Genomic DNA, 23711 nt, shown 5'->3' on the forward strand with positions numbered 1-23711 from the left:
CGGTAATGTTGCTAGAAAAAACCTTCTTTTTTAGGCTGAATAGATGACTTGGTGATATGTGGTAGTGGTTGATGCTTAATTCGTATCTGATAGGGATATTAGAATAGAATGATGAATTTTTATAGAGGTGAACGAAATGAAAGTAGTAGTAGGATCAAAGAATAAAACGAAGGTTGGCGCTGTGGAGAAGGTTTGGAAAGATGCTGAAATTACATCTCTTTCTGTTCCGTCAGGAGTATCAGCTCAGCCTTTCTCAGATGAAGAGACGATGCAAGGAGCGATTAATAGAGCGAAGCGAGCGCTAGAGGAAGGAGAAGCTCCAATTGGTATTGGGCTAGAAGGCGGCGTAATGAAAACGGAGCACGGTTTATTTATGTGTAACTGGGGCGCGCTAGCAACAATTGATGGGAAAGTATTTGTGGCCGGAGGAGCGCGTATTACGTTACCAGACGATTTTTTAGCACCTCTTGAAGATGGTAAGGAATTAAGCGAAGTGATGGAAGAGTTTGTGCAGCGAAAAGATATTCGTAGTCACGAAGGTGCTATCGGTATTTTTACAGATGATTATGTCGACCGCACGGAATTATTTGTACACGTTGTTAAGTTGTTAGTTGGGCAATATAAGTATGACGAAAAGCAAGCATAAACCTTGCACCGTGCGCGATGTATGGTAGTATAAAAGAAAGATTATAACATGAAAACATGCACTCGTTAGAGGAGGAAATATAGATGAAGTCATTAGAAAGCATGGAGCAATTCCAACAGTTAAAAAATGAAGAGAATGTAGTCTTTATGTTCTCAGCAGAATGGTGCCCAGACTGCCGCTTTGTAGATCCATTTATGCCAGAAGTAGAAGAGAAATATAGTGATTTCTCATTTTACTATGTAGATCGTGATGAGTTTATTGATCTATGTGTAAAATTAGACGTATTTGGCATTCCGAGCTTTGTAGCGTACAATAAGGGTGAAGAAACTGGTCGCTATGTAAACAAAGATCGTAAAACACAAGAACAAATCGAAGAGTTTATTGAAGGTTTAAAATAAGGCAATTTGCCAATTGAATTGTAAAACAACCTCTACCTTCGCGGGGGAGGTTATTTTTTTGGAAGGGAGGAAAAAGAGATGAAGATGACAAGTAAAAAGATGAAAGACGAGTTAATGAAGAAATTATCTCGCCCAGAATGGGACTTTCAGTATGATAGCGAGAAAGAAGTTCTACGTATTGAACAGAAAGACTCTAAAAAAGGTATTAACGTATCGCTTCCAGGAGTTGTGGCAAAATGGGAAGTGAATAAAGAAAAAGCAATTGAAGAGGTTGCTTATTATGTACAAGAAGCGCTAATTGCGATGCATAAAGAAGAAAATAGCGGAGCGAAAATTTTACCTGTTATTCGCTCTACTTCTTTCCCGAAACAAGCAGAAGAAGGAAATCCGTTTATTATGACGGATCATACGGCGGAAACACGTATTTACTATGCGTTAGATTCGAATAAAACGTATCGACTAATCGATGAGCGTCTGTTACAAAAATTAGAACTTACAGAACAGCAAGTACGTGAAATGGCATTATTCAATGCTCGTTCATTAGGTTATGAATTTAAACAAGACACAGTAGCGGGTAATACATTCTACTTTTTAAACACAAATGATGGGTATGACGCGACGCGTATTTTAAACGAATCGTTACTACAATCGATGCGTGAAAAGATTTCTGGTGACATGGTTGTTGCTGTTCCTCACCAAGATGTATTAATTATTGCTGATATCGTTAACGAAATCGGTTATGATATTATTGCACAAATGACAATGAAATTTTTTGCCGAAGGGCATGTTCCGATTACATCACTTTCATTCGTATATGAAGATGGAGACTTTGAACCAATCTTTATTTTAGCGAAGAATCGGAAGAAGACAGATGGAAAAGAGAAAGGATGAACGAAGTGAACGTTTTTTATAACCTTGAAGGAATTGGTGACACTTTAATTGTTGCCTTACAAGATATTACTTTAGAGAACCGTACTTTTGATCGCAAAGGAGATGTTGCTCGCGTTTATGATCGTGAAAGCAACGTAACGGGAGGATTCAACATCTTTAATGCATCTTCTTATTTAGAAGTAACAGAAACAGGTAACCTTACATTAACGAAAGAGCTTGTTGAGAAAATCAACGAAATTTTAGCGAAGAACGGCTTTGAAGAAACAGTAGAAGCAGATCTTTCTCCGAAATTTGTTGTAGGTTATGTAGCTGAAAAAGAAAAGCATCCAAATGCTGATAAGTTAAACATCTGTAAAGTAGAAATCGGTACAGAAACATTACAAATCGTATGTGGCGCACCAAACGTTGATGCAGGACAAAAAGTTGTCGTTGCAAAAATCGGTGCTGTAATGCCAAGCGGTATGTTAATCAAGCCAGCTGAGCTTCGCGGTGTTCCTTCTTCTGGAATGATCTGCTCTGCACGTGAATTAGAGCTTCCAGACGCTCCACAAGAAAAAGGTATTCTTGTATTAGAAGATAGTTTTGAAGTTGGACAAGAATTTAAATTTTAATTGATATAAAAAAGAGAGGTTGTCCTTTTGGGCAGCCTCTCTTTTTTGTCATTTTTGTTGGTAAGTCGAAATTTCGTGTTGAATCGTTAATATATTGAGAGTTGTGATAGATATACTCAAAAAATCGTAAATATGATAAGGGTGTCACCTTTTGTCTTAAAATCTATATTGTATTTTATAAACAAACTAGTTGAAATTTAGAAAAATAGAAGGGGATAGACGTATGAAACAACAACCAAAAATCGCAGAACTTCTAAAACGAATTGAAACTTCAAAACAGCAAGATGTTGAGCTAGGTACTTATGAAATATATGTGTTTAGTGAAAGTGAATTAGAAAAAGGACAAATCGGTTACCGATATGATAAACATAAAAAGTCATTAATAAGTGAAGAAAACGGAAAGTGGCAAGAAGGATGGATTGCAATTGGATATGAAACGGATATGGGCGATCCAGTTTTCGTAAATATAGATGATGACGCTTATCCAGTTTATACTGCAGAACGTGGTACAGAAACATGGCAGCCAGTTTATATTGGAAATATGGATGAGATTATAGGGCAATTATAAGAAAGACTTTGAATCCGGTGCAAAGTGATGGGAGAGAAGTATGAAGTATATAAAAATAATGAGCATGATTGTATTCATTGGAATATATATGGCCGGTTGTTCACAAGAGCAGCCGAAAAAAGAAACTACATCTTCTATACAAGAGAAAAACAAAGATACCAAAGAAGACGCACCGGTAGAAAAGCAGCAAGAACAAGAAAAGAACGAAGAATCGCAAGTAGAACATAGGCAAGAGAAAGTATCAGCCGAGGAAAAGAAAGAAGAAACTACGCCAGTGCAGCCAATTGAGCAACCAGTGCAAAATAATGAACAAAAAGTAGAGAGTAATGAAAAGAAAGGAAAGTTTCTCGTCGTTATTGATCCAGGGCATCAACAAAAAGCGAATTTAAATTTAGAGCCGATTGGACCAGGGGCAACAACGCAAAAATATAAAGTGACAGACGGTACAACAGGTGTTGTGACGAAAAAGAGAGAGGCTGTACTTGTATTAGAAATGGCTTTTTTATTAAAAGAAAAGCTTGAAGCAAAAGGGATACAAGTGTTAATGACGAGAATATCACAAGACGTTGATATAAGTAATAAAGAACGGGCGACATTCGCAAATAATCATAAGGCCAATTTATTTTTACGTCTTCATGCAGATGGTTCTGAAAATCCAAACCAAAGTGGATTTGCTGTATTGACGCCGGCAGAAGGAAGTCCGTATACGAAAGAGATTTATGCGGAAAGTCTTCAAATCTCTCAAACAATAGTAAATAAAATGAGAGAAAATCAGCAAGTGAAAGTAAATGGAATTAAATTTAGGGATGACCTTTCTGGATTCAATTGGTCCAAAGTACCTGGCGTACTATTAGAACTTGGGTTTATGTCAAACTATGAAGAAGATAAAAAATTATCTGACCCGCAGTATGTAAATTCTTTATTGCAAAGTGTAACGGATAGTGTAGATGCATATCGGAAGAGTAAAGCTTAAGCGCAGTCTTACATGAAAGGCTGCGTTTTTCCATATGAAAACACTCGTAAATTAGAATATTGTGGATAAATATGACATGCTTAATTTTACCTGCACTTTTTGCCGAATGCTGATACAATAAAGGATGTTACTATTTAGTAGAAAGAGTGGTAAGCATGTTAGATTGGATGAAAAAGCTGTTTAACAAAGAGGAAGAACAAACAGCGATGAATAAAGAAGTACCAAAGCAAATTGAAAGTCAGCCGAAAATTCCTCGTGTAAACCACTACACTGAAGCAAGAGAAGCACAAATGGCAAGTAGGAATGCAGGTAAATGCCGTTTTCCTTTAGTACCGGATAATGGGTTCGATGAAGAGGATGAAAGCGAAGTAAATCGCTTTGAAGAACAACCTGTTCAAGGAGTAGCATATGAAGAACCGACTGCCCAAAGAGGAATAAAGGTGGAAAGAAGCAGACGACCGTATGTGGAAAAGGTTGTTTCTACATATGAAGAACCGGAAGTGCAATATGAACCGGTGCGGGAGTCTGTCGTTAAAAAGGCATCTGCACCTTCGCAAGAGAGTAACCGTAGACCATTTCGTCCAACAGAAATGATTTCGCCAATTTATGGATATAATCGTCCTTCAGTAGAGAAAAAGGTTGAAAAGCAGGAGGAAGTAAAAGAAAGAGAAGATCTTGAAATATCTGTAGAGGGAAAAGCAGTTGTTGATGCATGGTTAGAGAAAAAAGGATATAAATTATCTGATTTCTCAGAAGGACAAGCAACGTCTTCTGCTCCAGGTGAAGTAGTTGAACAGAAAGGCCAACAGGGCAAAAAAGAAGAAAAATCAGTTGTTGATCAATGGCTAGAGAAAAACGGTTATGAAATTGAACGCCAAGTGCCTTTAGTAGAAGAAAAAGAAGTGATTAAAGAAATGAGTACACCGCAGGAAGTTTCAGCGGATGAATTACTTCATAAAACAGTAGAGCAAATGGAAAGTGCTAAGCTAGAAAAAGATGTAGTGGTGTTAAACGAAAACAATCTACAAGAAGAATTAGTGGCTTCTAAAGTAGAGCACGAGGATACAATATTATCAGAAGAAATTAAACGTAATACAGAAATAAAAAACCCTACTATTGAAGTAGAAAAGCAAGCTCCAGAAGAATCAGTGATTGTCAAAGCAGAAGAAAAACTTGAAGAAACAATCATTGTGGAAATACCAGAAGAGCTAGAAGAAGTGGAAGTAATTACAGAAACAGAAGAGCAAGAAGAAGTAGAAGTAATTGCAGAAACAGAAGAGCTAGAAGAAGTAGAAGTAATTGCAGAAACAGAAGAGCTAGAAGAAGTAGAAGTAATCGCAGAAGCAGAAGAGTCAGAAGAAGTGGAAGTAATTGCGGAAACAGAAGAGCTAGAAGAAGTAGAAGTGATTGCAGAAACGGAAGAGCTAGAAGAAGTAGAAGTAATCGCAGAAGCAGAAGAGTCAGAAGAAGTGGAAGTAATTGCGGAAACAGAAGAGCTAGAAGAAGTAGAAGTGATTGCAGAAACAGAAGAATCAGAAGAAGTGGAAGTAATCGCAGAAACAGAAGAATCAGAAGAAGTGGAAGTAATTGCAGAAACAGAAGAGTTAGAAGAAGTAGAAGTAATTGCGGAAGCAGAAGAGCTAGAAGAAGTAGAAGTAATTGCAGAAACAGAAGAGTCAGAAGAAGTGGAAGTAATTACAGAGGCAGAAGAAACAGAAGCGCCTGTAGTAGAGACATTTGTAGCACTTGAGGAAATTCAGCAGGAAGATGAAGTAATTGAACAAAAGAGTGAATTCATACATGTTGCTGAGGCTGATGAACAAACGAAGAAAGATGTTCAAAGTTTTGCGAATGTTTTAATTGCAGAAACAGAAGAAAATAAACGAGTTGAAGAAGAAGCACCGGTCGTAGAAGAGCAATCAGTTGAAGAAGAAGTGCCGGTCGCAGAAGAACAACCCGTTGTAAAAAAAGAAGAACCAAAACGTGAGAAAAAGCGTCATGTACCATTTAATGTTGTTATGTTGAAACAAGATAGAACACGATTAATGGAAAGACATGCAGCTAGAGCAAATGCAATGCAGCCTTCTGCTAATGTACGAGTAGAGAATAAGCCAGTACAACAAGAGGTAGCAGAACCACAAGTGGAAGAACAACCAATGCAGCAGGTGGTAGTAGAATCACAAGTGGAAGAAAGCCCAGTGCAGCAAGTAGTAGCAGAACCACAAGTGGAAGAACAACCAATGCAGCAAGTAGTAGCAGAACCACAAGTGGAAGAAAGCCCAGTGCAGCAAGTAGTAGCAAAGCCACAAGTAGAAGAACAACCAATGCAGCAAGTAGTAGCAGAACCACAAGTGGAAGAGCAACCAATGCAGCAGGTGGTAGCAGAACCACAAGTGGAAGAAAGCCCAGTGCACCAAGTAGTAGCAAAGCCACAAGTAGAAGAACAACCAATGCAGCAGGTGGTAGCAGAACCACAAGTGGAAGAGCAACCAATGCAGCAGGTGGTAGTAGAATCACAAGTGGAAGAAAGCCCAGTGCAGCAAGTAGTAGCAGAACCACAAGTGGAAGAACAACCAATACAGCAAGTAGTGGTAGAGCAAGTACAAAAGTCAATTTCAAGTACGGAAGTAAAAGAGAAGGCATATGTTGTAAATCAAAGAGAGAACGATATGCGAAATGTATTGCACACACCACCGACATATACTGTTCCACCATTAGCGTTGTTGTCAATTCCACAGCAAACAGCGCTAGATAATACAGAATGGTTAGAAGAGCAGAAAGAATTATTAGATACAACGTTTAATAATTTCCATGTTGGAGCACATGTTATTAATGTATCGCAAGGACCAGCAGTAACTCGTTTTGAAGTGCAACCAGACCCAGGCGTGAAAGTAAATAAAATTACAAATTTAAGTGATGATATTAAGTTAAGTTTAGCTGCGAAAGATATTCGTATTGAAGCGCCGATTCCAGGGAAGAGTGCAATTGGAATTGAAGTTCCAAATAAAGAAAGTAAGCCAGTATTTCTTCGTGAAATTTTAAGAAGTCCTGTATTCACAAAGAGTGAATCACCGCTTACTGTTGCGCTTGGACTTGATATTTCAGGGGATCCAATTGTAACGGATATTCGAAAAATGCCGCACGGACTTATTGCGGGTGCAACGGGTTCAGGTAAAAGTGTGTGTATTAACGCAATTTTAACGAGTATTTTATATAAAGCGAAACCACATGAAGTGAAGTTAATGTTAATTGATCCGAAGATGGTTGAGCTTGCACCATACAATTCTGTTCCGCATCTTGTAGCACCTGTTATTACGGATGTAAAAGCAGCAACAACTGCATTAAAATGGGCAGTTGAGGAAATGGAACGCCGTTATGAATTGTTTGCACACGCAGGTGCTCGTGATTTAACTCGCTACAATACGATTGTAAGTGAGCGAGAAATTCCAGGAGAGACATTACCTTATATCGTTATTGTCATTGACGAGTTAGCTGATTTAATGATGGTAGCACCGGGTGATGTTGAGGAAGCGATTTGTCGTATTGCGCAAAAAGCACGTGCTTGTGGTATTCATTTATTAGTAGCGACGCAGCGTCCATCTGTAGATGTTATTACAGGTTTAATTAAGTCAAATATTCCAACGCGTATTGCGTTTACTGTATCATCTCAAGTTGATTCACGTACGATTATCGATATTGGGGGCGCGGAGAAATTACTTGGCCGTGGTGATATGTTATTTTTAGGGAACGGTACATCTAAGCCAGTTCGTATACAAGGTGTCTATGTATCGGATGATGAGATTGAAAAAACAGTTGATCATGTGAGAAAGCAAATGAAGCCGAATTACTTATTTAAGCAAGAGGATTTATTAGCGAAAACAGAACAGGCTGAGTCGGAAGATGAATTGTTCTTTGATGCATGTCAATTTGTTGTAGAACAAGGGGGAGCGTCCACATCTTCTGTACAGCGAAAATTCCGCATCGGTTATAATCGCGCGGCACGTCTCATTGAAGAGATGGAATCGCAAGGAATTATTTCTGAAGGTAGAGGAACGAAACCGAGAGATGTCCTTATTTCTGAGGATGAATTTGCCGCTATGCAGGAAACAAATGTATAGTAAACGGTTTTGCTGTATACTAAGAGAAAATGTTGGATAGTAAAGTAGGGAGTAAAGCGACATGAAAGAAATTGAATTAAAATTAAAAGGTGAAATAAATAGACTAACAAATAAAACATTTAAATTTGACGAACGTGTTGGAGAAGGTTGGTTCTCTGCCGTTTACTTTTTAAAGACTAGAGAAATCATCGAAGAATTTCGCCCGAAAAGTGTTGTAACGATGCAATTTTTCCAAAAGGAAAATGCAGTTCTTTGCGGAACGGATGAAGTAATTGCATTGCTACAAACATTCGCTAAAAATCCTGAGGAACTTGAGATTAACTCTTTAAAAGATGGCGATAAAATTAGTCCATTTGAAACAGTGTTAACAATTCATGGTCCTTATGAGAATTTCGGATTTTTAGAAGGTGTTATTGATGGGATTTTAGCTCGTCGTACATCGGTTGCAACAAACGTATATAATGTTGTTCAAGCTGCACGTAGTGTAGATAAAGAAAAACCAGTTATTTTCATGGGAGATCGTGACGATCATTATACACAACAAGCTGGTGACGGTTATGCAGCATACATCGGAGGTATGAGCGCACAAGCGACGCATGCGATGAATGAATGGTGGGGCAGAAGTGGTATGGGAACAATGCCTCACGCATTAATTCAAATGTTTAATGGTGATGTTGTAGAAGCGGCAAAAGCATATCATAAGAAATTCCCAGAAGATGAATTAGTTGTACTAATTGATTACAATAATGATGTTATTACAGATGCACTTCGTGTAGCGCGTGAGTTTGGATCAACATTAAAAGGTGTGCGTGTAGATACGTCTCGCACAATGATTGATCAATACTTTATTCGCCACCCAGAAGTACTTGGAACATTCGATCCACGTGGTGTAAACCCATCGCTCGTATTTGCACTTCGCAAGGCGCTTGATGAAGAAGGATTCCAGCATGTAGACATCGTTGTAACTGGTGGATTTGATGAAAAACGTATTCGTGAATTTGAAGCTCAAAAGGTACCTGTTGACATATACGGGGTAGGAAGTAGCTTGTTAAAAATGAATATTGGCTTTACTGGTGATAATGTAGAATTAAATGGGAAACCAGAAGCAAAAGCTGGTCGTAAATATCGTCCAAACCCACGTTTAGAGCGTGTTCAATTAGAAAAAAGAGAAGATATGTAAAAGAGAGAAAAACTGATAGGTGATTGACCCTATCAGTTTTTCTGTTATCATAGTATAGCGGCTTCTTTTTTGCTATAATGGACTTGTTATGGACATATAAAGAAGTACGTACGAGTTTATCCTGATAAGTGAAGGGAAAGAATAACTTCACTACATCAAAAATGTATGATGATTACCAAAATAAGAAAAGATTCATATACTGTCTTATAGATAGGCCGTTGTATTAGTTCGAAATGTTGGAGGTTCTTTAAGATGACAGTTTACCATTTTGTAGGAATTAAAGGAACAGGAATGAGTTCATTAGCGCAAATTCTTCATGATATGAAGCATACTGTTCAAGGGTCTGATTATGAAAAGCGTTTCTTTACACAAACAGCGTTGGAAAAGCGTAGTATCTCGATCCTTCCTTTTGATAAGAATAATGTAGAAGAAGGACAAGTGATTATTGCAGGAAATGCATTTCCTGATACGCATGAAGAAATCGTAGCAGCAAAAGAATTAAACATCCCAGTCCATCGTTACCATCATTTCTTAGGTGACCTGATGAGCCAATACACAAGTGTTGCTGTAACTGGTGCACACGGAAAAACATCAACAACAGGTTTGTTAGCCCATGTAATGCAAGGTGCACACCCGACATCTTACCTTATTGGAGATGGAACAGGGCATGGGGTAGAAAATAGTAAGTATTTTGTATTTGAAGCTTGTGAGTATCGTCGTCATTTCTTGTCTTACAATCCAGACTATGCAATTATGACGAATATTGATTTTGATCATCCAGATTATTTTGCAGACATCAATGATGTATTCAGTGCATTCCAAGAGATGGCATTGCAAGTGAAAAAAGGCATTATTGCATGTGGAGATGATGAAGAACTTCAAAAAATTCAAGCGAAAGTACCTGTTATTTTCTATGGATTTGGAGAAGATAATGATTTCCAAGCACGTAACATTCAAAAGAGAACAGATGGCACGATATTCGATGTATTCGTTCGTAATACGTACTATGACACGTTCAAAATTACAGGATACGGCAACCATAGCGTATTAAATGCATTAGCAGTAATCGCGCTTTGTCATTATGAAAACGTTGATGTAGAAGCAGTAAAACATCAATTAACAACTTTTGAAGGCGTAAAACGTCGCTTTAATGAAAAGCCGATGGGAGAGCAAGTAATCATCGATGACTACGCACACCATCCGACAGAAATTAATGCAACGATTGAAGCTGCTCGTCAAAAACATCCAGAGCGTGAAGTTGTCGCTGTATTCCAGCCACATACATTCTCACGTACAGAAAAGTTCTTAGATGAGTTCGCAGAAAGCTTAAGCAAAGCTGACCAAGTATACTTATGTGATATTTTCGGATCAGCACGTGAAAACAAAGGTGAATTAACAATCGAAGATCTGCAAAAGCGTATTGACGGTGCAGAATTAATTACAGATACAACAACGGATGTATTAAAGAAACATAAAAACGGCGTTCTAATTTTCATGGGCGCAGGTGACATCCAAAAATTCGAAGCAGCTTACGTAAAAGAAGTTCAAGTTGCAGAGAAATAATAGAAAAGACGCATAGCGGTGGCTGTGCGTCTTTTTTGTTGTGTTCAACTTTTATTTATGTATTGACCTAGAGCTAACTCTAGGTTGTAAGATGAAAATGTAAAAACAAGGGGGAGAGAACATGTATAAAATCGGTGAAGTAGCAGAATTAACAGGGATGGGCATTCACACTTTGCGCTACTATGAGAAATTAGGTTTATTACCACCACCAACGCGATATAGTGGTATTCGTCAATATACAGAAGGCGATGTACGTTTATTAAAATTTTTATATTCATTAAAACAAACTGGGATGTCATTAGAAGAGATGGCTGAGTTTGCAAGTGATGGGTGCATTATAGAGGAAATTAGGCAGAAGAAAGAGGAAGTACCAGCGAAAGTAAAAAAGAGAATTTCCATTTTAACAACGCACTTGGAGCGATTAAAAGAACAGCAGGAACAATTGCAAAAAGTTGTTCAGCTAACGGAGGAGAAGTTAGAAATTTATTACGGTTTTCTAGAAGAAAAGGACTTGGAGGCCGGCAATGAAAAATAAAGTATATACGCAGTTATTAGGTTTTGCGATATTTACTGGTGGGACATTTAATGCGTCGAAATATGCGGTGCAGTATTTCGACGTAATTCATATAGCAGCATGGCGTTTTGGGATTGCTGCATTTGTGATGTTATGTTTGTTAAAAATACGAAAAGATTTTGATTTGAAAGTATGGATGCAGAATAGGACCTATTATCTTTTGCTAGGTATTGTTGGTGTATTCGGCTTTAACTTTTTTTTCTTTTTAGGAATGAAATATACAGAAGCTGTTAATGGTGCACTTATTATGGCGACAAATCCTCTCGTTACGACGCTGTTAGCAAGTGTCATTTTACGAGAGAAAATTGTGAAGCGCCAAGCTATTGGAATGTTAATTGCACTAATTGGCGTTGTTTTTGTACTTACACAAGGTTCGTTTACAATACTACAACATTTATCATTTTCAAAAGGGGATTTTTATATTTTATTAGGGAATATTTGCTGGGCGTTATACGGCGTGCTAGGCAGACGGTTTATTAAAACTGGTAATCCAATACAAACGACGACATATACGATGACTATTGGTGCACTTGCCTTTATTATCATATCTTCTACACAAAAAAGTATAGTACCAGTTTTAGAAATTCCTTTGTTGGCATGGGGAGCAATTCTCTTTATGGCAATTGGAATGAGTGTGCTTGGTTACTTATGGTGGAATAATGGAATTGCTCAAATTGGTGCAGCAAGGACATCATTATTTTTTAATCTAGTGCCTGTTGTTACAATACTTATTTCTTTTATTGAAGGATTCAATATAACATCTGCACAATCTGTAGGAATGATATTAGTTATTACGGGAGTATCGTATTCTTCTGGTTTTATACAAAGAAAATCAAAAGAAAGTGTTAATATTTAACTTTTTACACCTAAAAATGTTAGAATAATAAGAAAACTAAAAAGGGGACTAAAAAGCATGTTCACACTCCGAGTAGATGACGAAATCGAACTACAATTACTAGAAAAACATCATAAAGAGGAATTATATCAATTATTAGATCAAAACCGTAATCATTTACGAAAATGGCTCCCTTGGGTAGATGGGACAAAATCTGCTGATGCTTATGATGAGATTTTTCCGATGTGGTTAAAGAAATTTGCAGAGGGAGACGGTTTTGAAAGTGGTATACGTTACAAAGGAAAGCTCGTTGGGATGGTAGGTATTCATCCAGTGAGCTGGGGGAAGAAAGCCGCGAGTCTTGGGTATTACCTTGCAGAAGATACTGGAGGAAAAGGCGTTATGACGCGTAGCGTGAAGGCTGTGCTTCAATATGCATTTGAGTATTTAAAATTAAATAAAATGGAAATCCGATGCGGTGTTGAAAATGTGAAAAGTCGCGCTATTCCAGAGCGTTTAGGGTTTAAGTTAGATGGTATTTTACGAGATGAAGAATGGTTATATGATCATTTCCATGATGTCGCTGTATATAGTTTATTAGCTTCAGAGTGGAAAGAAATTCGATGAACGAGAAAATTCGTATTGTTCCGTATGAAAGTACGTTTCAAGAGGAAGTAGTAGATCTTATCGTTCATATTCAGCAAAAAGAGTATAATGTTCCCATTACGAAAGAAGAGCAACCTGATTTACTTGAAATAGAAACATTCTATCAAAAGGATCACGGAAACTTTTGGGTAGCAATTTATGATGGTAAAGTAGTTGGAACAGTAGCTTTATTAGATATTGAGAATCATCAAGTAGCGCTAAGAAAAATGTTCGTACAAAAAGAGTTTCGTGGAAAAGAATGGGGCGCATCACATATGTTGCTTCAAACAGCAATTTCATGGGCTGAGGATAAAAAATTGAAAGATATTTACTTAGGAACAACAGTAAAATTTTTAGCGGCACATCGTTTTTATGAAAAGAATGGTTTTCAAAGTGTGAGTATAGATCAGTTGCCGAAAAATTTTCCAGTGTTACAGGTAGATAAGAAATTTTATAGGTACATTGTGTAAAAGGTCATTTAGAAATGGCCTTTTTCTATGAACTAAAATGGAAATAGTGGTATAATTTGGATTAGGGGGTGTAGGTATGAACTTTCCAATTCAAAGAAGTAAGTCAGTAGTCATTTTTGTTTGTCTTACGTTAGCTTTTATGTGTATATATCCAATTGTCATGCTTTTCACTAATAAAGCGCATTGGATATCGGCGTTGATTGGGATGGGTTTATGCTTCATTGTAAATGTACCACTTGTTTGGGAAGTATTTATTAAAAAACATAAAGTAGAAAATGGCGTATTAAAGTACGGTGTTTTAAATGACGATATTGTATTGAAAGAGATAAGAATAATTCGTCAAGTTGGGAAATCGCTTGAAATTACGACGAATGCATATAAAGTACATATAATTGCGATGCCGCAAAATATGAATGAATTTTTGGCGCTTATCGAGAAAGAAAATCCACATGTGAAAATAGAAATGGTAGGTAAGAAATGAAATATGTAAAACCTTTGTTTTGTTTGGAAATTTTGCTTGTGTTTGCTATTTGCACTAGAGTATATATGAAATGGGATCTGCCCTTATATGAACCAATATTAATAGGTACTATCGCAGTGGCGCTTTTATATTATTTTCATTTTCAGCAAACAAAAAGTAAGAACAGTAGATCGATATAGGGTGAGGATAATAAAAAACGCTCGGATATAATTCCGAGCGTTTTTTATTATTTTAAGTTCTCTGGGTTTAAAGCTTCTAGTTCAGGTACAACGAAGCGTCCGTCTTTACGGATTAGTACGTCGTCGAAGTAAATTTCACCGCCGCCGTATTCAGGGCGTTGGATGCATACTAAGTCCCAATGGATGTTTGAGTTGTTACCATTCCATGCATCGTCGTAAGCTTGTCCAGGAGTGAAGTGGAAGCTGCCATCGATTTTTTCATCGAATAGGATGTCTCCCATTGGATGTAAGATGTATGGGTTTACGCCAATTGCGAATTCACCAACGTAGCGTGCGCCTTCGTCTGTATCGAAGATTTTGTTAATGCGTTCTGAATCGTTTGCAGTTGCTTCAACGATTTGGCCGTTCTCGAACTTAAGTTGTACATTTTCAAATGTATAACCGTTGTAAGGAGATGGTGTGTTGTAAGAAACTGTACCGTTAACAGAGTCACGAACTGGTGCAGAGTATACTTCACCATCTGGAATGTTTAAATGACCTGAGCATTTAATTGCTGGAATGTCTTTAATAGAGAATGTTAAGTCAGTTCCAGGACCAGTTAAACGAACTTTATCTGTTTTATTCATTAATGTAACAAGGCTATCCATCGCCTTATCCATTTTACCGTAGTCTAAGTTACATACTTCAAAGTAGAAGTCTTCGAAAGCTTCTGTACTCATTTTAGCAAGCTGTGCCATAGAAGCATTTGGATAGCGAAGAACAACCCAGCGTGTTTTTGGAACGCGAATGTCTCTATGAACTTTTTTGCCAACTGTTTGGCCATGAACTTTCATACGCTCACTTGGAACGTCAGCTTGTTCATTAATATTATCGCCAGAGCGAAGACCGATATAAGCGTCCATGTCTTTCATTACGCTTGCTTCATATGCAGCGATTTGTTCGAAATGTTCTTCAGTAGCACCCATTAATAAAGAGCGATCTACTTGATGATCTTTTAAAGAGACGAATGGGAAACCACCAGCTGCATATGCTTCTTTTACAAGTGCAGTTACAAGTTCTTTTTGTAAGCCAAAGTTTTCAATTAATACTTTTTCACCTTTTTGTAAGCGGATAGAGTAGTTAATTAAATTGTATGCTAACTTTTCAATACGTGGATCTTTCATATGTAAAGCCTCCCTACTAATTATGTATCCTCTCCTATTGTAACCTACTTAGTGGAATTTGTTGAATGATTTATGTTACAGTTAACGAATAAGTATGAAAATTCTAATGATGAGATAGGGATTAGAATGAAACGGAAAATGATTGTATAATAGGGGAAAGTATGAAAAAGATAAAGGAAGTGATGAAATGCAAGTTCTTTTATATGTAAGTGCGGCTATTATCGCGGTTGCTTTCGCAGTATTAGTAGTGTATGTATGCAGAACGTTGTTATCGGTTCAGAAGACGTTAGAAAACGTTGCAAGCACGTTAGAAGGTTTAGAAAAACAAATGCAAGGAATTAGCGTAGAGACAGAGCAATTATTACATAAAACGAATGCGTTAGCTGATGATATTCAACAGAAGTCACAGTCATTAAATAAAGTGGTAGCGGGTGTAGATGGGATTGGAACGACAATCCAATCTTTAAATACGAAGCTTCGTAATGTATCAGACTCTGTAACGGACGAAATTGAAAATAACGCTGATAAAGTAGCGCAAGTTGTACAGTGGAGCAGTGCGGCGATTGAAGTATACAATCATTACCGTGCGTCGAGACAAGAGAAGAAGGTTGAAAAAGAAGAGCGTAAATTAGAAAGAATTGAGAAAAACGCTGAAAAGAAAGAGAAGCGCTCTAGATTTCGTATGAGAGGTGAATCGTGATGAATATGACAAAGCTTGAAACAATTGAAGAGCTTGAAGTCTTAGTAGAAAAGAATGAGCCGTATGTTCTTTTTAAACATAGTACGACATGCCCGATTAGTGACGGTGCATACACAGAATTTCAAGCGTATTGCAGTGAAGAAAGAGAAGTGCCAGCGTATTACTTATACGTACAAGATGCAAGAGATGTGTCAAATCGTGTTGCAGAACAATACAGTATTAGACATGAATCACCGCAAGTATTATACATAAAAGATGGTATGGTAGTATGGAATACATCTCATTGGAATATTAAAAAAGATGCTTTAGAAGAGAATATAAAGTAAAAAGAAGCAAGCTAAAGGTGCTTGCTTCTTTTTTTTGTTTTTGTTGAAATATATTTAATGGTACACTATTAATAGTTCAAACTAAATAACTAGATTGTTGAAAGTAGGTTTTAAGTAATGAAGAAAATGGCATTATCCTTCGCAGTCGTAAGTTTATTACTGGGAGCTTGTAGTAACAATAGTAATACGATTAGTAAGAAGGATGAAGTTATACAAAAAGATACAAAAGAAAAAAGTATGATTCCGAGAACTGCTGTTTCTAAAGATTATTATAGAACTGTTATTCCTTTAAAAGAACAAAAGGTTATTAATACAGCTAATATAAAAACAAATTCTAAATTAGATTTAGCAGAGTATGAAAATGGTTTAATAAATATTGCAACGCAGCAATTTGATACAGAGAGCCACGTACTGCAATTAAATCAGTATATTCCAGAGAAACTAGTTGATGAACTAGTTGCGAAAGTAGAAGCGCCAGTTTTGACGAATATTATAGAACAAGACTATTTCGGAAAACAGAATTCAAATGAATTAAGTTTATCTGGTGTTATGATTGGCTTAGCTATGTCTTCAAGTGTATCGAATGAAGAAGCTATGTCTAAAGGGTCTGAAGTTGCTAAACAACTTATTGAAGCTATTAACAAAAATGATAAATATAACAAATCTCCAATTACGTTTGCTATCTTTAAGCAAGAAAGTACAAGTTCTTTAAAAAATGGTACGTATATTGCTAGTGCTACTGTTCAAAAGAATGATACGAACCTTGGAAATTGGAGTACAATTGATGAAAAGTCGTATTCATATCCTTCTGATGAATTTACACAAGCACATGGAGAAGATAATACAAAAATAACTAACTTTGCTAAGGAAATAAAAGGTTTTTCTACTGGAGATTTTATTCCAGTCAACGCAAAAGTTTCTTATAAGAAAGATCAAATGGATACATTAAATATGAATATTGTTATTAAATATAACGGTAAAACAGAATTAATGGCTCTTACCCAATTGGCTGCGCAAGGTATGTTGGACAAATTGCCTAAAGATGCGAAAGTACAATTACAGATCAAGTCCGAGAGTAAAATTGAGGCCGTTATTATAAAAGAGAAAAACAGTGATAAACCGTTTGTTTCCTTCTTGTAAAAAAGACAGTATGTAAACTGTCTTTTTTTTTTATTTTAAATGAAAATATACAATGTTTTTTGATGATAATTCATTGCTGTATATCGTGTGACAATCGTATATGTATCAACTATAATAAGTTATCTTAAAAAAGTAATATATAGGAATTTGAAAGATGTGGCTTTTTTATGGCATCACAACAATTAGGTCGTTTATGTTCTGAAATTGATCAACTTAATTTACAAATATTAGAGTTATTAAACGAAAGAGGTCGTCTCGTACAAGAAGTTGGTACTTTAAAAGAAGTATAAGGTGTGAAACGTTTTGATCCTGTACGTGAAAGAAATATGCTGGATTTAATTGTAGAGAATAATAATGGTCCATTTGAAACTTCGACTTTACAACATATTTTCAAACAAATTTTTCAAGTTGGTTTAGAGTTACAAGAAGAGGATCATCGTAAAGCACTACTTGTGTCTTGTAAGAAAAAATAGAAGATACGATTGTTGAAATTAATGCGTGGTGGTGCTTTCAAGCCACATACTTCACCGTATGATTTTCAAGGTCTTGGATTAGCAGGATTACAAATTTTACGCCAAGTAGCAGATAAATATGATTTGGCTGTTATTAGTGAAATTTTAAATCCAAATGATATTGAGATGTCATTAGATTACGTTGATGTTATTCAAATTGGCACTCACAATATGCAAAACTTTGATTTGCTAAGGGCAGCTGGTGCTGTAAATAAACCAGTATTATTAAAACGTGGTCTATCAGCAACGATTGAAGAATTCATTAATGCGGCAGAATATATTATGGCAAAGGGAAATGGGAACATTATTTTATGTGAACGAGGTATTCGCACGTATGAAAGAGTGACGCGTAAGACGCTTGATATTTCCGCTGTACCGATTTTAAAGAAAGGAACACATTTACCTGTTGTTGTCGATGTAACGCATTCTACAGGGCGACGTGACCTTCTCTTATCAACTGCAAAAGCAGCGATGGCAATTGGTGCAGACGCAATTATGGCTGAAGTACATCCAAATCCCGCTGTAGCTTTATCAGATGAGGCGCAGCAAATGAATATTCCGCAGTTCAATGATTTTATGAATGAATTAAAATCATTTGGAAGTAAATTATAAAAGCTTTTAATGAGCTGTTCCAATAAGGCGTTTTGGGGCATCTGTATAGAGACTGTCATTGTCGATTTTTGTTGGTAAGTTGATATATTTAAAAAATCGCTGATATAATTAGAGTTGTGGTAGATATATTTGGAAAATCGCTGATATATTTCGAGTTACGGTTCATATATTCGAAAAATCGTCGATATAAATTTCATTTACTATCGTACTGCTTAAAATAAGATTTCTACTTAGGAAACATCTATTTTTTTACAAAAAATGCTCTTTTTTCATAAAAAATACGAAAATACGAGAAAAGAAGCGAATTTTTTCGAAACTTTTGCGGGAAAATATTGTATGAGCCTGCGTTTTTATCGTATCATTAGTAAAAGGAAGAACTCGGGACGATTGGTGGCATCTGCAAATAGAGTTGATGTCTTTTTTTCATTCAAGTAACCGATACATAAAAATAGATAACAAAAATAGAAGGAGTGTGCGATGAGATGAACGTAACAATCTATGATGTAGCGCGCGAAGCGAACGTTTCAATGGCTACCGTATCACGCGTTGTGAACGGTAACCCAAATGTAAAGCCTACAACAAGAAAGAAAGTATTAGAAGCAATTGATCGTTTAGGGTACCGCCCAAATGCGGTAGCACGTGGACTAGCAAGTAAGAAGACAACTACAGTAGGTGTTATTATTCCTGATATCTCAAATACGTTTTATGCAGAACTTGCACGTGGAATTGAAGATATCGCAACAATGTACAAATATAACATCATTTTAAGTAACTCTGACCAAAACAAAGAGAAAGAGTTCCATTTATTAAATACGATGCTTGGAAAGCAAGTGGACGGAATTGTTTTCATGGGTGAAGATATTACAGACATTCACATTGAAGAATTTAAAAAATCTCCAGTACCAATTGTATTAGCAGCGTCATTCGATGAGCAAAATGAAACGCCATCAGTAAATATTGATTATACACAAGCAGCTTACGATGCAATGAAGCACTTTATTGAGCAAGGACATAAGCGTATCGGTTTCGTCTCTGGTCCATTCATTGATAAAGCGGGAAGCGCGAAAAAGTTACAAGGTTATAAAAAAGCTTTAGAAGAAGAAGGTATTTCATATGATGAAAATCTTGTAATCGATGGAGATTACACATATGACTCAGGTATCGAAGCATTCGAAAAGCTTTGGAGCAATGATGAAAAGCCAACAGCAATCTTCGTATCGTCTGATGAAATGGCACTAGGTGTAATCCACGCAGCACAAGACGCTGGATTAAACGTACCAACTGACGTAGAAGTACTTGGTTTCGATAATACACGCCTTGCATTAATGGTTCGTCCGCAACTTTCAACAGTTGTACAACCGATGTATGATATCGGTGCAGTAGCAATGCGTCTATTAACAAAGTATATGAACAAAGAAAAAGTAGAAGATCACACTGTTATCTTACCTCACCGTATCCAATTTAGAGATTCAACGAAGTAAGTATAAAAAAGCTCACAGCGATTGCTGTGAGCTTTTATTCATATTCAGGATAATATTTTTCAATTACTGTATCTACAGTTTCATTTTTCTTAACGTGTAAAAATCTTGCGTACAATTCTTTTCCAGTTTCAAATGGCGTATCGTCTAATTCAAACACATGTAACACTTTTCGGAACGTCCATGTGATTTGCTCATCATACATATTATCGTATGTGTGCTCCGATTGTATAGCTATATTTTCACCTAGTTCATGAGCTTCTTCTAAACTGTTTGCTTTAACAAGAATAATACTTTCTTCAAAAAGTGTATCGTGATTCTCTTCATAATGCTCATCAATTTTCGTAGGATCAGGCTCACCAGCATGAACAGACTCAAACAATAATTTTACAGCGTACACATTATGCTGCATGTTTCACTTTATAAATAATACTTGCGACAAGCGAAGCAGGTATTGTAAATACGTTACTTTGATAATGGTAATGCACTTGGGATTCTTCATAAGACATGTTGTCATATAGTTCGTTTTGTGAGACATTCATTTTTTTCTGTTTTTCTTTGAGCATTTTAATGTAGTTGTACTGTATTGGGACGAGAATGATGAAATAAGCTAATACGATTAGTGAAATCCAAATCATTATGAACACTCCCTTACAAAGAATATTTGTATATGGTAATTATATCAATTTATATGAAAAATATCCATATTTTCCCAGTGGTCAATTTCTTTTCCAAAATGCAAAAAGTTCTTCAGCGCTTCGTAAATTATGTTCAAGGCATGTTTGGGCAGTGCGTTTTAAAACTTTGTATTAACTGTTCTAATCTAGAAGGATTATATTGTTTCACATGGCCAGTAATAATGGTTTCATCTTTGTCTAAGTCAATTGTAATTTAATCGAATCGCTCTACTTGTTTAAAATATCCTACAATATCATCTTCCAATTGAAATTCTCCCTAGTTTATAGCTTATTTAGAAGATTTCTCTATAAATTTTATGATTCCTTGTTATATGTCACATAAGTGCAAATTTACCTATTATAGGGCAATGTCATGTATAATAGAAAGAAAAGGCTTGTGAGGGGGGAGAAGAGATGATCGTTCTTTGGATAATTACGCTTTGTATGACTGCTATTTTTGCATATATGACGTTAAAACAAAATGGCTTAAAGCGATTTGTTCCAGGAAGTATTCTTGCAGGAATTGCCCTTATCACGTATGTAATTTCTATTTTTATTGAAAGTGTATCAGTAGATATGAGCACAAGTTTAATGTTTATTGGTATTACACTATTTGCAGGTAGCATTATGGTACTTATGGTTGCTGGTATTATTTTATTTATTCATATGAATTCGGAAACGTTATAGCATATAGAAAAGGCATGTCCCGAGGGACATGCCTTTTTATCCGTTCAATTATGCTCTATCTTTAGAAGAGTTTTGCTGTTTTAGTAAGTCGCGAATTTCGCCAAGAAGTTCTTCTTCTTTTGTTGGTTCTGGAAGTTCTTCCTCTTTTTCTTCTTCTCTTTTAGATGTTAGTTTGTTGAAAACTTTAACAAACATAAAGATAGCAGCTGCAATAATTAAGAAATCAAAAATAGTTTGGATGAAGTTACCATACATAATAGATGATTTACCGAATGTAATTTTTAAATCTGTAAAGTCAACGCCACCTAATACCATACCAAGTAATGGTGTGATGATATCTTTTACTAAAGAACTAACGATTTTACCGAATGCAGCACCGATTACAACCCCGACAGCTAAATCGATTACATTACCTTTGAATGCGAATTTTTTAAACTCGTTCCACATGTGTTAATCCCATCCTTTCCACGATTCATTATGAAATTTATAATTCCTATCAACATATTCTATAGAAATTTACGAGAGAAATAAAGAGGAAATGGGAATGAAAGTAAATTCTGAAAAATGTATCCGTTTTAATTTTTGTTTACATCATCTAGTAAAGATTGTAGCATTTGCTGCGTTTTTAATCCTTCTAATCCATCTACAACAGGCTTTGTATCGCCTTGTACACACTCAATAAAATGATGAACAGCATCTTCAAAACCACGTTGTTTTAACGTCGTATCCCATGATGGGGAACCACTTTGTGAAACTGAGTTTTCCTGTTCAATTTCAAATGTATTCATATTTTTTACGCGAATGATTTTCCCTGGCGTTACAAGTTCAATTTGTTCTAAATTTGTACCGGCATGGCGATGCATTGCAGTAGAAAGTAACAGTCCACTTGGAGTTGTATATGTATGATGTCCGTAAAGAAGTTCATTCTTTTCATTGATTTGCATCATATTGTGGACGGCGTTAAGGTCATCATTAGCTAACCAGCGAGCAGTATCTATAATGTGTAAATAATCATCTAACATAGTGAAGTCGTACGTATATGGCCCGACTTTATTTGTACGATGCTTTTCAATTCGAATCCATGAAATATCATTAGCCTGTTCTTTGGCAGCGACATACATAGGAACGAATCTGCGATTAAATCCGACCATTAATTTTCGGTTATACTTCTCGCTCAACTCGACTAGTTGCTCAGCTTGTTCCACTGTAGCTGCTAGCGGCTTATCAACATAAACGTCGATCCCTTTTTTCAGAAGTTCAGAAACGATTTCATAATGTGATGCAGTTGAACTATGCACGAAGATTGCATCGCATTCCGAAGCTAACATTTCAATAGAATGAAAGTCTTGAATCCGGTATTGCTGGCAAACTTGTTTTCTTTTCTCCTCGTTAGGTGTAAACGCCCCTACAAAATTCCAATCTGTTTCTTTTGTAAGTGTTGGAAGATAGGCCTTTTGCGCAATACTTCCAAGTCCAATCATCCCAATTTTAGGTTTGTTCATTTTTATTCCCACCCTATTAATATTAATGTAACGGCTTAAATGTAGCATAGGGTGGGGGAGGAAGGCAAAAATTAGCTTTTTACTTACGTCCTTCTAACAAAATCTTCTCTATCTCTTCAAAGTGATGAGCGCGAGCATGCTCTAACGGGGTAACACCATCATGGTCTGGAATATTTACATCTGCACCGTGCTCAATAAGAAGGCGAATGACTTGTTGCTGTGTTTCGTTTCCGTTATTTAGTACGATGGCTTCCATTAAAGCTGTCCATCCGAGGTTATTTACATGATTTACATCAATATTTGTTCGAGTGAGGAGTTCTTTTATAACTTCAATATAGCCATGTTCTGAGGCTGGGATAAGAGCTGTTCCACCGTAACGATTTGTAATCGTAGGATCTGCACCAGCATCAATTGTTAGCTTTAAAATGTCTAAGTAACCTTCCGCACCGGCGTATAGAAAGGGATTGTTTTTCATGTCATCTTGGATGTTTACGTCAGCACCAGCTTCGATAAGCATTTTTGCGGTTTTTACATCATTTTTGTATGTTGCAATCATAAGCGGAGTGCGCCCTTGATTATCCGTCGCATTTATATTTGAGCCTTGTTTTAGTAAAGATATAATAGTATTCGTTTCATTTTTTTCAGTAGCTGCTAGTAGTGCAGTCTCCATGTTTATCATCTCCTTTTTTACTTCTTGTTCTTGCGAGCATCCTTGTAAAAAAATTACGCAACATATCATACTGAATGTTTTTTTGAACATGGAATTTCAACCTCCTAATTTC

At 36.4% G+C, this 23711-nt stretch carries 26 protein-coding genes and 1 pseudogene; 21 read left to right on the top strand and 6 right to left on the bottom strand.

From position 1 onward, the window contains the following. The first annotated feature begins 136 nt into the window (after positions 1 to 136). From CQ064_RS04830 to CQ064_RS33995, 15 genes are all read left to right on the top strand, one after another. Positions 137 to 646, top strand: coding sequence for a DUF84 family protein (locus tag CQ064_RS04830; protein WP_000869939.1), 510 nt, complete (start codon positions 137 to 139; stop codon positions 644 to 646). Between the two features lie 83 nt (positions 647 to 729). Then, complete coding sequence (locus tag CQ064_RS04835; protein WP_000838193.1) at positions 730 to 1044, top strand: thioredoxin family protein; 315 nt, start codon at positions 730 to 732, stop codon at positions 1042 to 1044. A gap of 78 nt (positions 1045 to 1122) precedes the next feature. Next, on the top strand, positions 1123 to 1935 hold the full coding sequence (locus CQ064_RS04840) for a DUF1444 domain-containing protein (RefSeq protein ID WP_000784605.1): 813 nt from the start codon (positions 1123 to 1125) through the stop codon (positions 1933 to 1935). Next, entirely contained in the window at positions 1932 to 2546 is a 615-nt protein-coding gene (gene ytpR / locus CQ064_RS04845) for a YtpR family tRNA-binding protein (RefSeq protein ID WP_001006777.1), read from the top strand. The genes CQ064_RS04840 and ytpR overlap by 4 nt, the downstream gene beginning before the upstream one ends. A gap of 223 nt (positions 2547 to 2769) precedes the next feature. Next, complete coding sequence (locus CQ064_RS04850; protein ID WP_000813348.1) at positions 2770 to 3114, top strand: hypothetical protein; 345 nt, start codon at positions 2770 to 2772, stop codon at positions 3112 to 3114. A gap of 40 nt (positions 3115 to 3154) precedes the next feature. Further along, a complete protein-coding gene (locus CQ064_RS04855; protein WP_000874067.1) occupies positions 3155 to 4087 on the top strand; it encodes an N-acetylmuramoyl-L-alanine amidase in 933 nt (310 codons plus the stop codon). Between the two features lie 155 nt (positions 4088 to 4242). After that, positions 4243 to 8205, top strand: coding sequence for a DNA translocase FtsK (locus CQ064_RS04860; protein WP_000888019.1), 3963 nt, complete (start codon positions 4243 to 4245; stop codon positions 8203 to 8205). Positions 8206 to 8266: 61 nt separating this feature from the next. Then, positions 8267 to 9385 (top strand): nicotinate phosphoribosyltransferase, encoded by a 1119-nt coding sequence (locus CQ064_RS04865; protein ID WP_000658372.1) that lies wholly within the window; start codon positions 8267 to 8269, stop codon positions 9383 to 9385. Positions 9386 to 9637: 252 nt separating this feature from the next. Then, a complete protein-coding gene (gene murC, locus CQ064_RS04870; RefSeq protein ID WP_000219469.1) occupies positions 9638 to 10948 on the top strand; it encodes a UDP-N-acetylmuramate--L-alanine ligase in 1311 nt (436 codons plus the stop codon). A gap of 121 nt (positions 10949 to 11069) precedes the next feature. After that, a complete protein-coding gene (locus CQ064_RS04875; RefSeq protein ID WP_000276605.1) occupies positions 11070 to 11483 on the top strand; it encodes a MerR family transcriptional regulator in 414 nt (137 codons plus the stop codon). Then, positions 11473 to 12378 carry a DMT family transporter gene (locus CQ064_RS04880; protein WP_000792468.1) on the top strand — a complete coding sequence of 302 codons (906 nt, stop codon included), beginning with the start codon at positions 11473 to 11475 and terminating at the stop codon, positions 12376 to 12378. Before CQ064_RS04875 ends, CQ064_RS04880 begins: the two co-directional genes overlap by 11 nt. A gap of 57 nt (positions 12379 to 12435) precedes the next feature. Next, positions 12436 to 12984 (top strand): GNAT family N-acetyltransferase, encoded by a 549-nt coding sequence (locus CQ064_RS04885; RefSeq protein WP_000494680.1) that lies wholly within the window; start codon positions 12436 to 12438, stop codon positions 12982 to 12984. After that, a complete protein-coding gene (locus tag CQ064_RS04890; protein WP_001003161.1) occupies positions 12981 to 13472 on the top strand; it encodes a GNAT family N-acetyltransferase in 492 nt (163 codons plus the stop codon). The genes CQ064_RS04885 and CQ064_RS04890 overlap by 4 nt, the downstream gene beginning before the upstream one ends. A 76-nt stretch (positions 13473 to 13548) precedes the next feature. Further along, entirely contained in the window at positions 13549 to 13953 is a 405-nt protein-coding gene (locus CQ064_RS04895; protein ID WP_001010620.1) for a PH domain-containing protein, read from the top strand. After that, positions 13950 to 14132, top strand: a complete 183-nt coding sequence (locus CQ064_RS33995; protein WP_023523191.1) for a hypothetical protein — start codon at positions 13950 to 13952, stop codon at positions 14130 to 14132. Before CQ064_RS04895 ends, CQ064_RS33995 begins: the two co-directional genes overlap by 4 nt. 47 nt (positions 14133 to 14179) lie before the next feature. On the opposite strand, the gene CQ064_RS04905 is transcribed toward CQ064_RS33995, so the two are convergent. Continuing rightward, positions 14180 to 15295: an aminopeptidase gene (locus CQ064_RS04905; protein WP_000654729.1), complete on the bottom strand. Its 1116-nt coding sequence runs from the start codon at positions 15293 to 15295 to the stop codon at positions 14180 to 14182. Between the two features lie 187 nt (positions 15296 to 15482). Here CQ064_RS04905 and CQ064_RS04910 point away from each other — a divergent pair, with 187 nt between their 5' ends. The 5 genes and pseudogenes from CQ064_RS04910 to ccpA all read left to right on the top strand — a co-directional run bounded on the left by CQ064_RS04910 (position 15483) and on the right by ccpA (position 20066). Beyond that, positions 15483 to 15995: a DUF948 domain-containing protein gene (locus CQ064_RS04910; protein WP_001197721.1), complete on the top strand. Its 513-nt coding sequence runs from the start codon at positions 15483 to 15485 to the stop codon at positions 15993 to 15995. Next, on the top strand, positions 15995 to 16321 hold the full coding sequence (ytxJ, locus tag CQ064_RS04915) for a bacillithiol system redox-active protein YtxJ (RefSeq protein WP_001057463.1): 327 nt from the start codon (positions 15995 to 15997) through the stop codon (positions 16319 to 16321). The genes CQ064_RS04910 and ytxJ overlap by 1 nt, the downstream gene beginning before the upstream one ends. 117 nt (positions 16322 to 16438) lie before the next feature. Further along, the gene (locus CQ064_RS04920; protein WP_000738029.1) at positions 16439 to 17461 is read left to right on the top strand and encodes a CamS family sex pheromone protein; all 1023 of its coding nucleotides are present in this window, start codon (positions 16439 to 16441) and stop codon (positions 17459 to 17461) included. 167 nt (positions 17462 to 17628) lie between these two features. After that, a pseudogene (locus tag CQ064_RS04935) lies at positions 17629 to 18585 on the top strand (bifunctional 3-deoxy-7-phosphoheptulonate synthase/chorismate mutase). A 482-nt stretch (positions 18586 to 19067) separates the two neighbouring features. Continuing rightward, entirely contained in the window at positions 19068 to 20066 is a 999-nt protein-coding gene (gene ccpA, locus CQ064_RS04945; protein ID WP_001103303.1) for a catabolite control protein A, read from the top strand. 34 nt (positions 20067 to 20100) lie between these two features. Here ccpA and CQ064_RS04950 read toward each other — a convergent pair whose 3' ends face one another. Both CQ064_RS04950 and CQ064_RS04955 read right to left on the bottom strand, forming a co-directional pair. Next, a complete protein-coding gene (locus CQ064_RS04950; protein ID WP_003271799.1) occupies positions 20101 to 20463 on the bottom strand; it encodes a DUF4288 domain-containing protein in 363 nt (120 codons plus the stop codon). A gap of 1 nt (position 20464) precedes the next feature. Beyond that, positions 20465 to 20701: a DUF3949 domain-containing protein gene (locus CQ064_RS04955; protein WP_000637899.1), complete on the bottom strand. Its 237-nt coding sequence runs from the start codon at positions 20699 to 20701 to the stop codon at positions 20465 to 20467. Between the two features lie 453 nt (positions 20702 to 21154). Here CQ064_RS04955 and CQ064_RS04960 point away from each other — a divergent pair, with 453 nt between their 5' ends. Further along, positions 21155 to 21427 (top strand): DUF3917 domain-containing protein, encoded by a 273-nt coding sequence (locus CQ064_RS04960; protein WP_000636589.1) that lies wholly within the window; start codon positions 21155 to 21157, stop codon positions 21425 to 21427. 48 nt (positions 21428 to 21475) lie between these two features. On the opposite strand, the gene mscL is transcribed toward CQ064_RS04960, so the two are convergent. The 3 genes from mscL to CQ064_RS04975 form a co-directional block, all read right to left on the bottom strand. Further along, on the bottom strand, positions 21476 to 21874 hold the full coding sequence (gene mscL, locus CQ064_RS04965; RefSeq protein WP_000267003.1) for a large-conductance mechanosensitive channel protein MscL: 399 nt from the start codon (positions 21872 to 21874) through the stop codon (positions 21476 to 21478). Positions 21875 to 22002: 128 nt separating this feature from the next. Then, the gene (locus CQ064_RS04970; RefSeq protein ID WP_001039711.1) at positions 22003 to 22929 is read right to left on the bottom strand and encodes a Gfo/Idh/MocA family protein; all 927 of its coding nucleotides are present in this window, start codon (positions 22927 to 22929) and stop codon (positions 22003 to 22005) included. A 79-nt stretch (positions 22930 to 23008) separates the two neighbouring features. Next, on the bottom strand, positions 23009 to 23689 hold the full coding sequence (locus CQ064_RS04975; RefSeq protein WP_000474107.1) for an ankyrin repeat domain-containing protein: 681 nt from the start codon (positions 23687 to 23689) through the stop codon (positions 23009 to 23011). Between the last annotated feature and the right edge of the window lie 22 nt (positions 23690 to 23711).

Source organism: Bacillus sp. MYb78 (assembly GCF_002975115.1).
In the GTDB taxonomy this organism is placed as follows: Bacteria; Bacillota; Bacilli; order Bacillales; family Bacillaceae_G; genus Bacillus_A; species Bacillus_A cereus.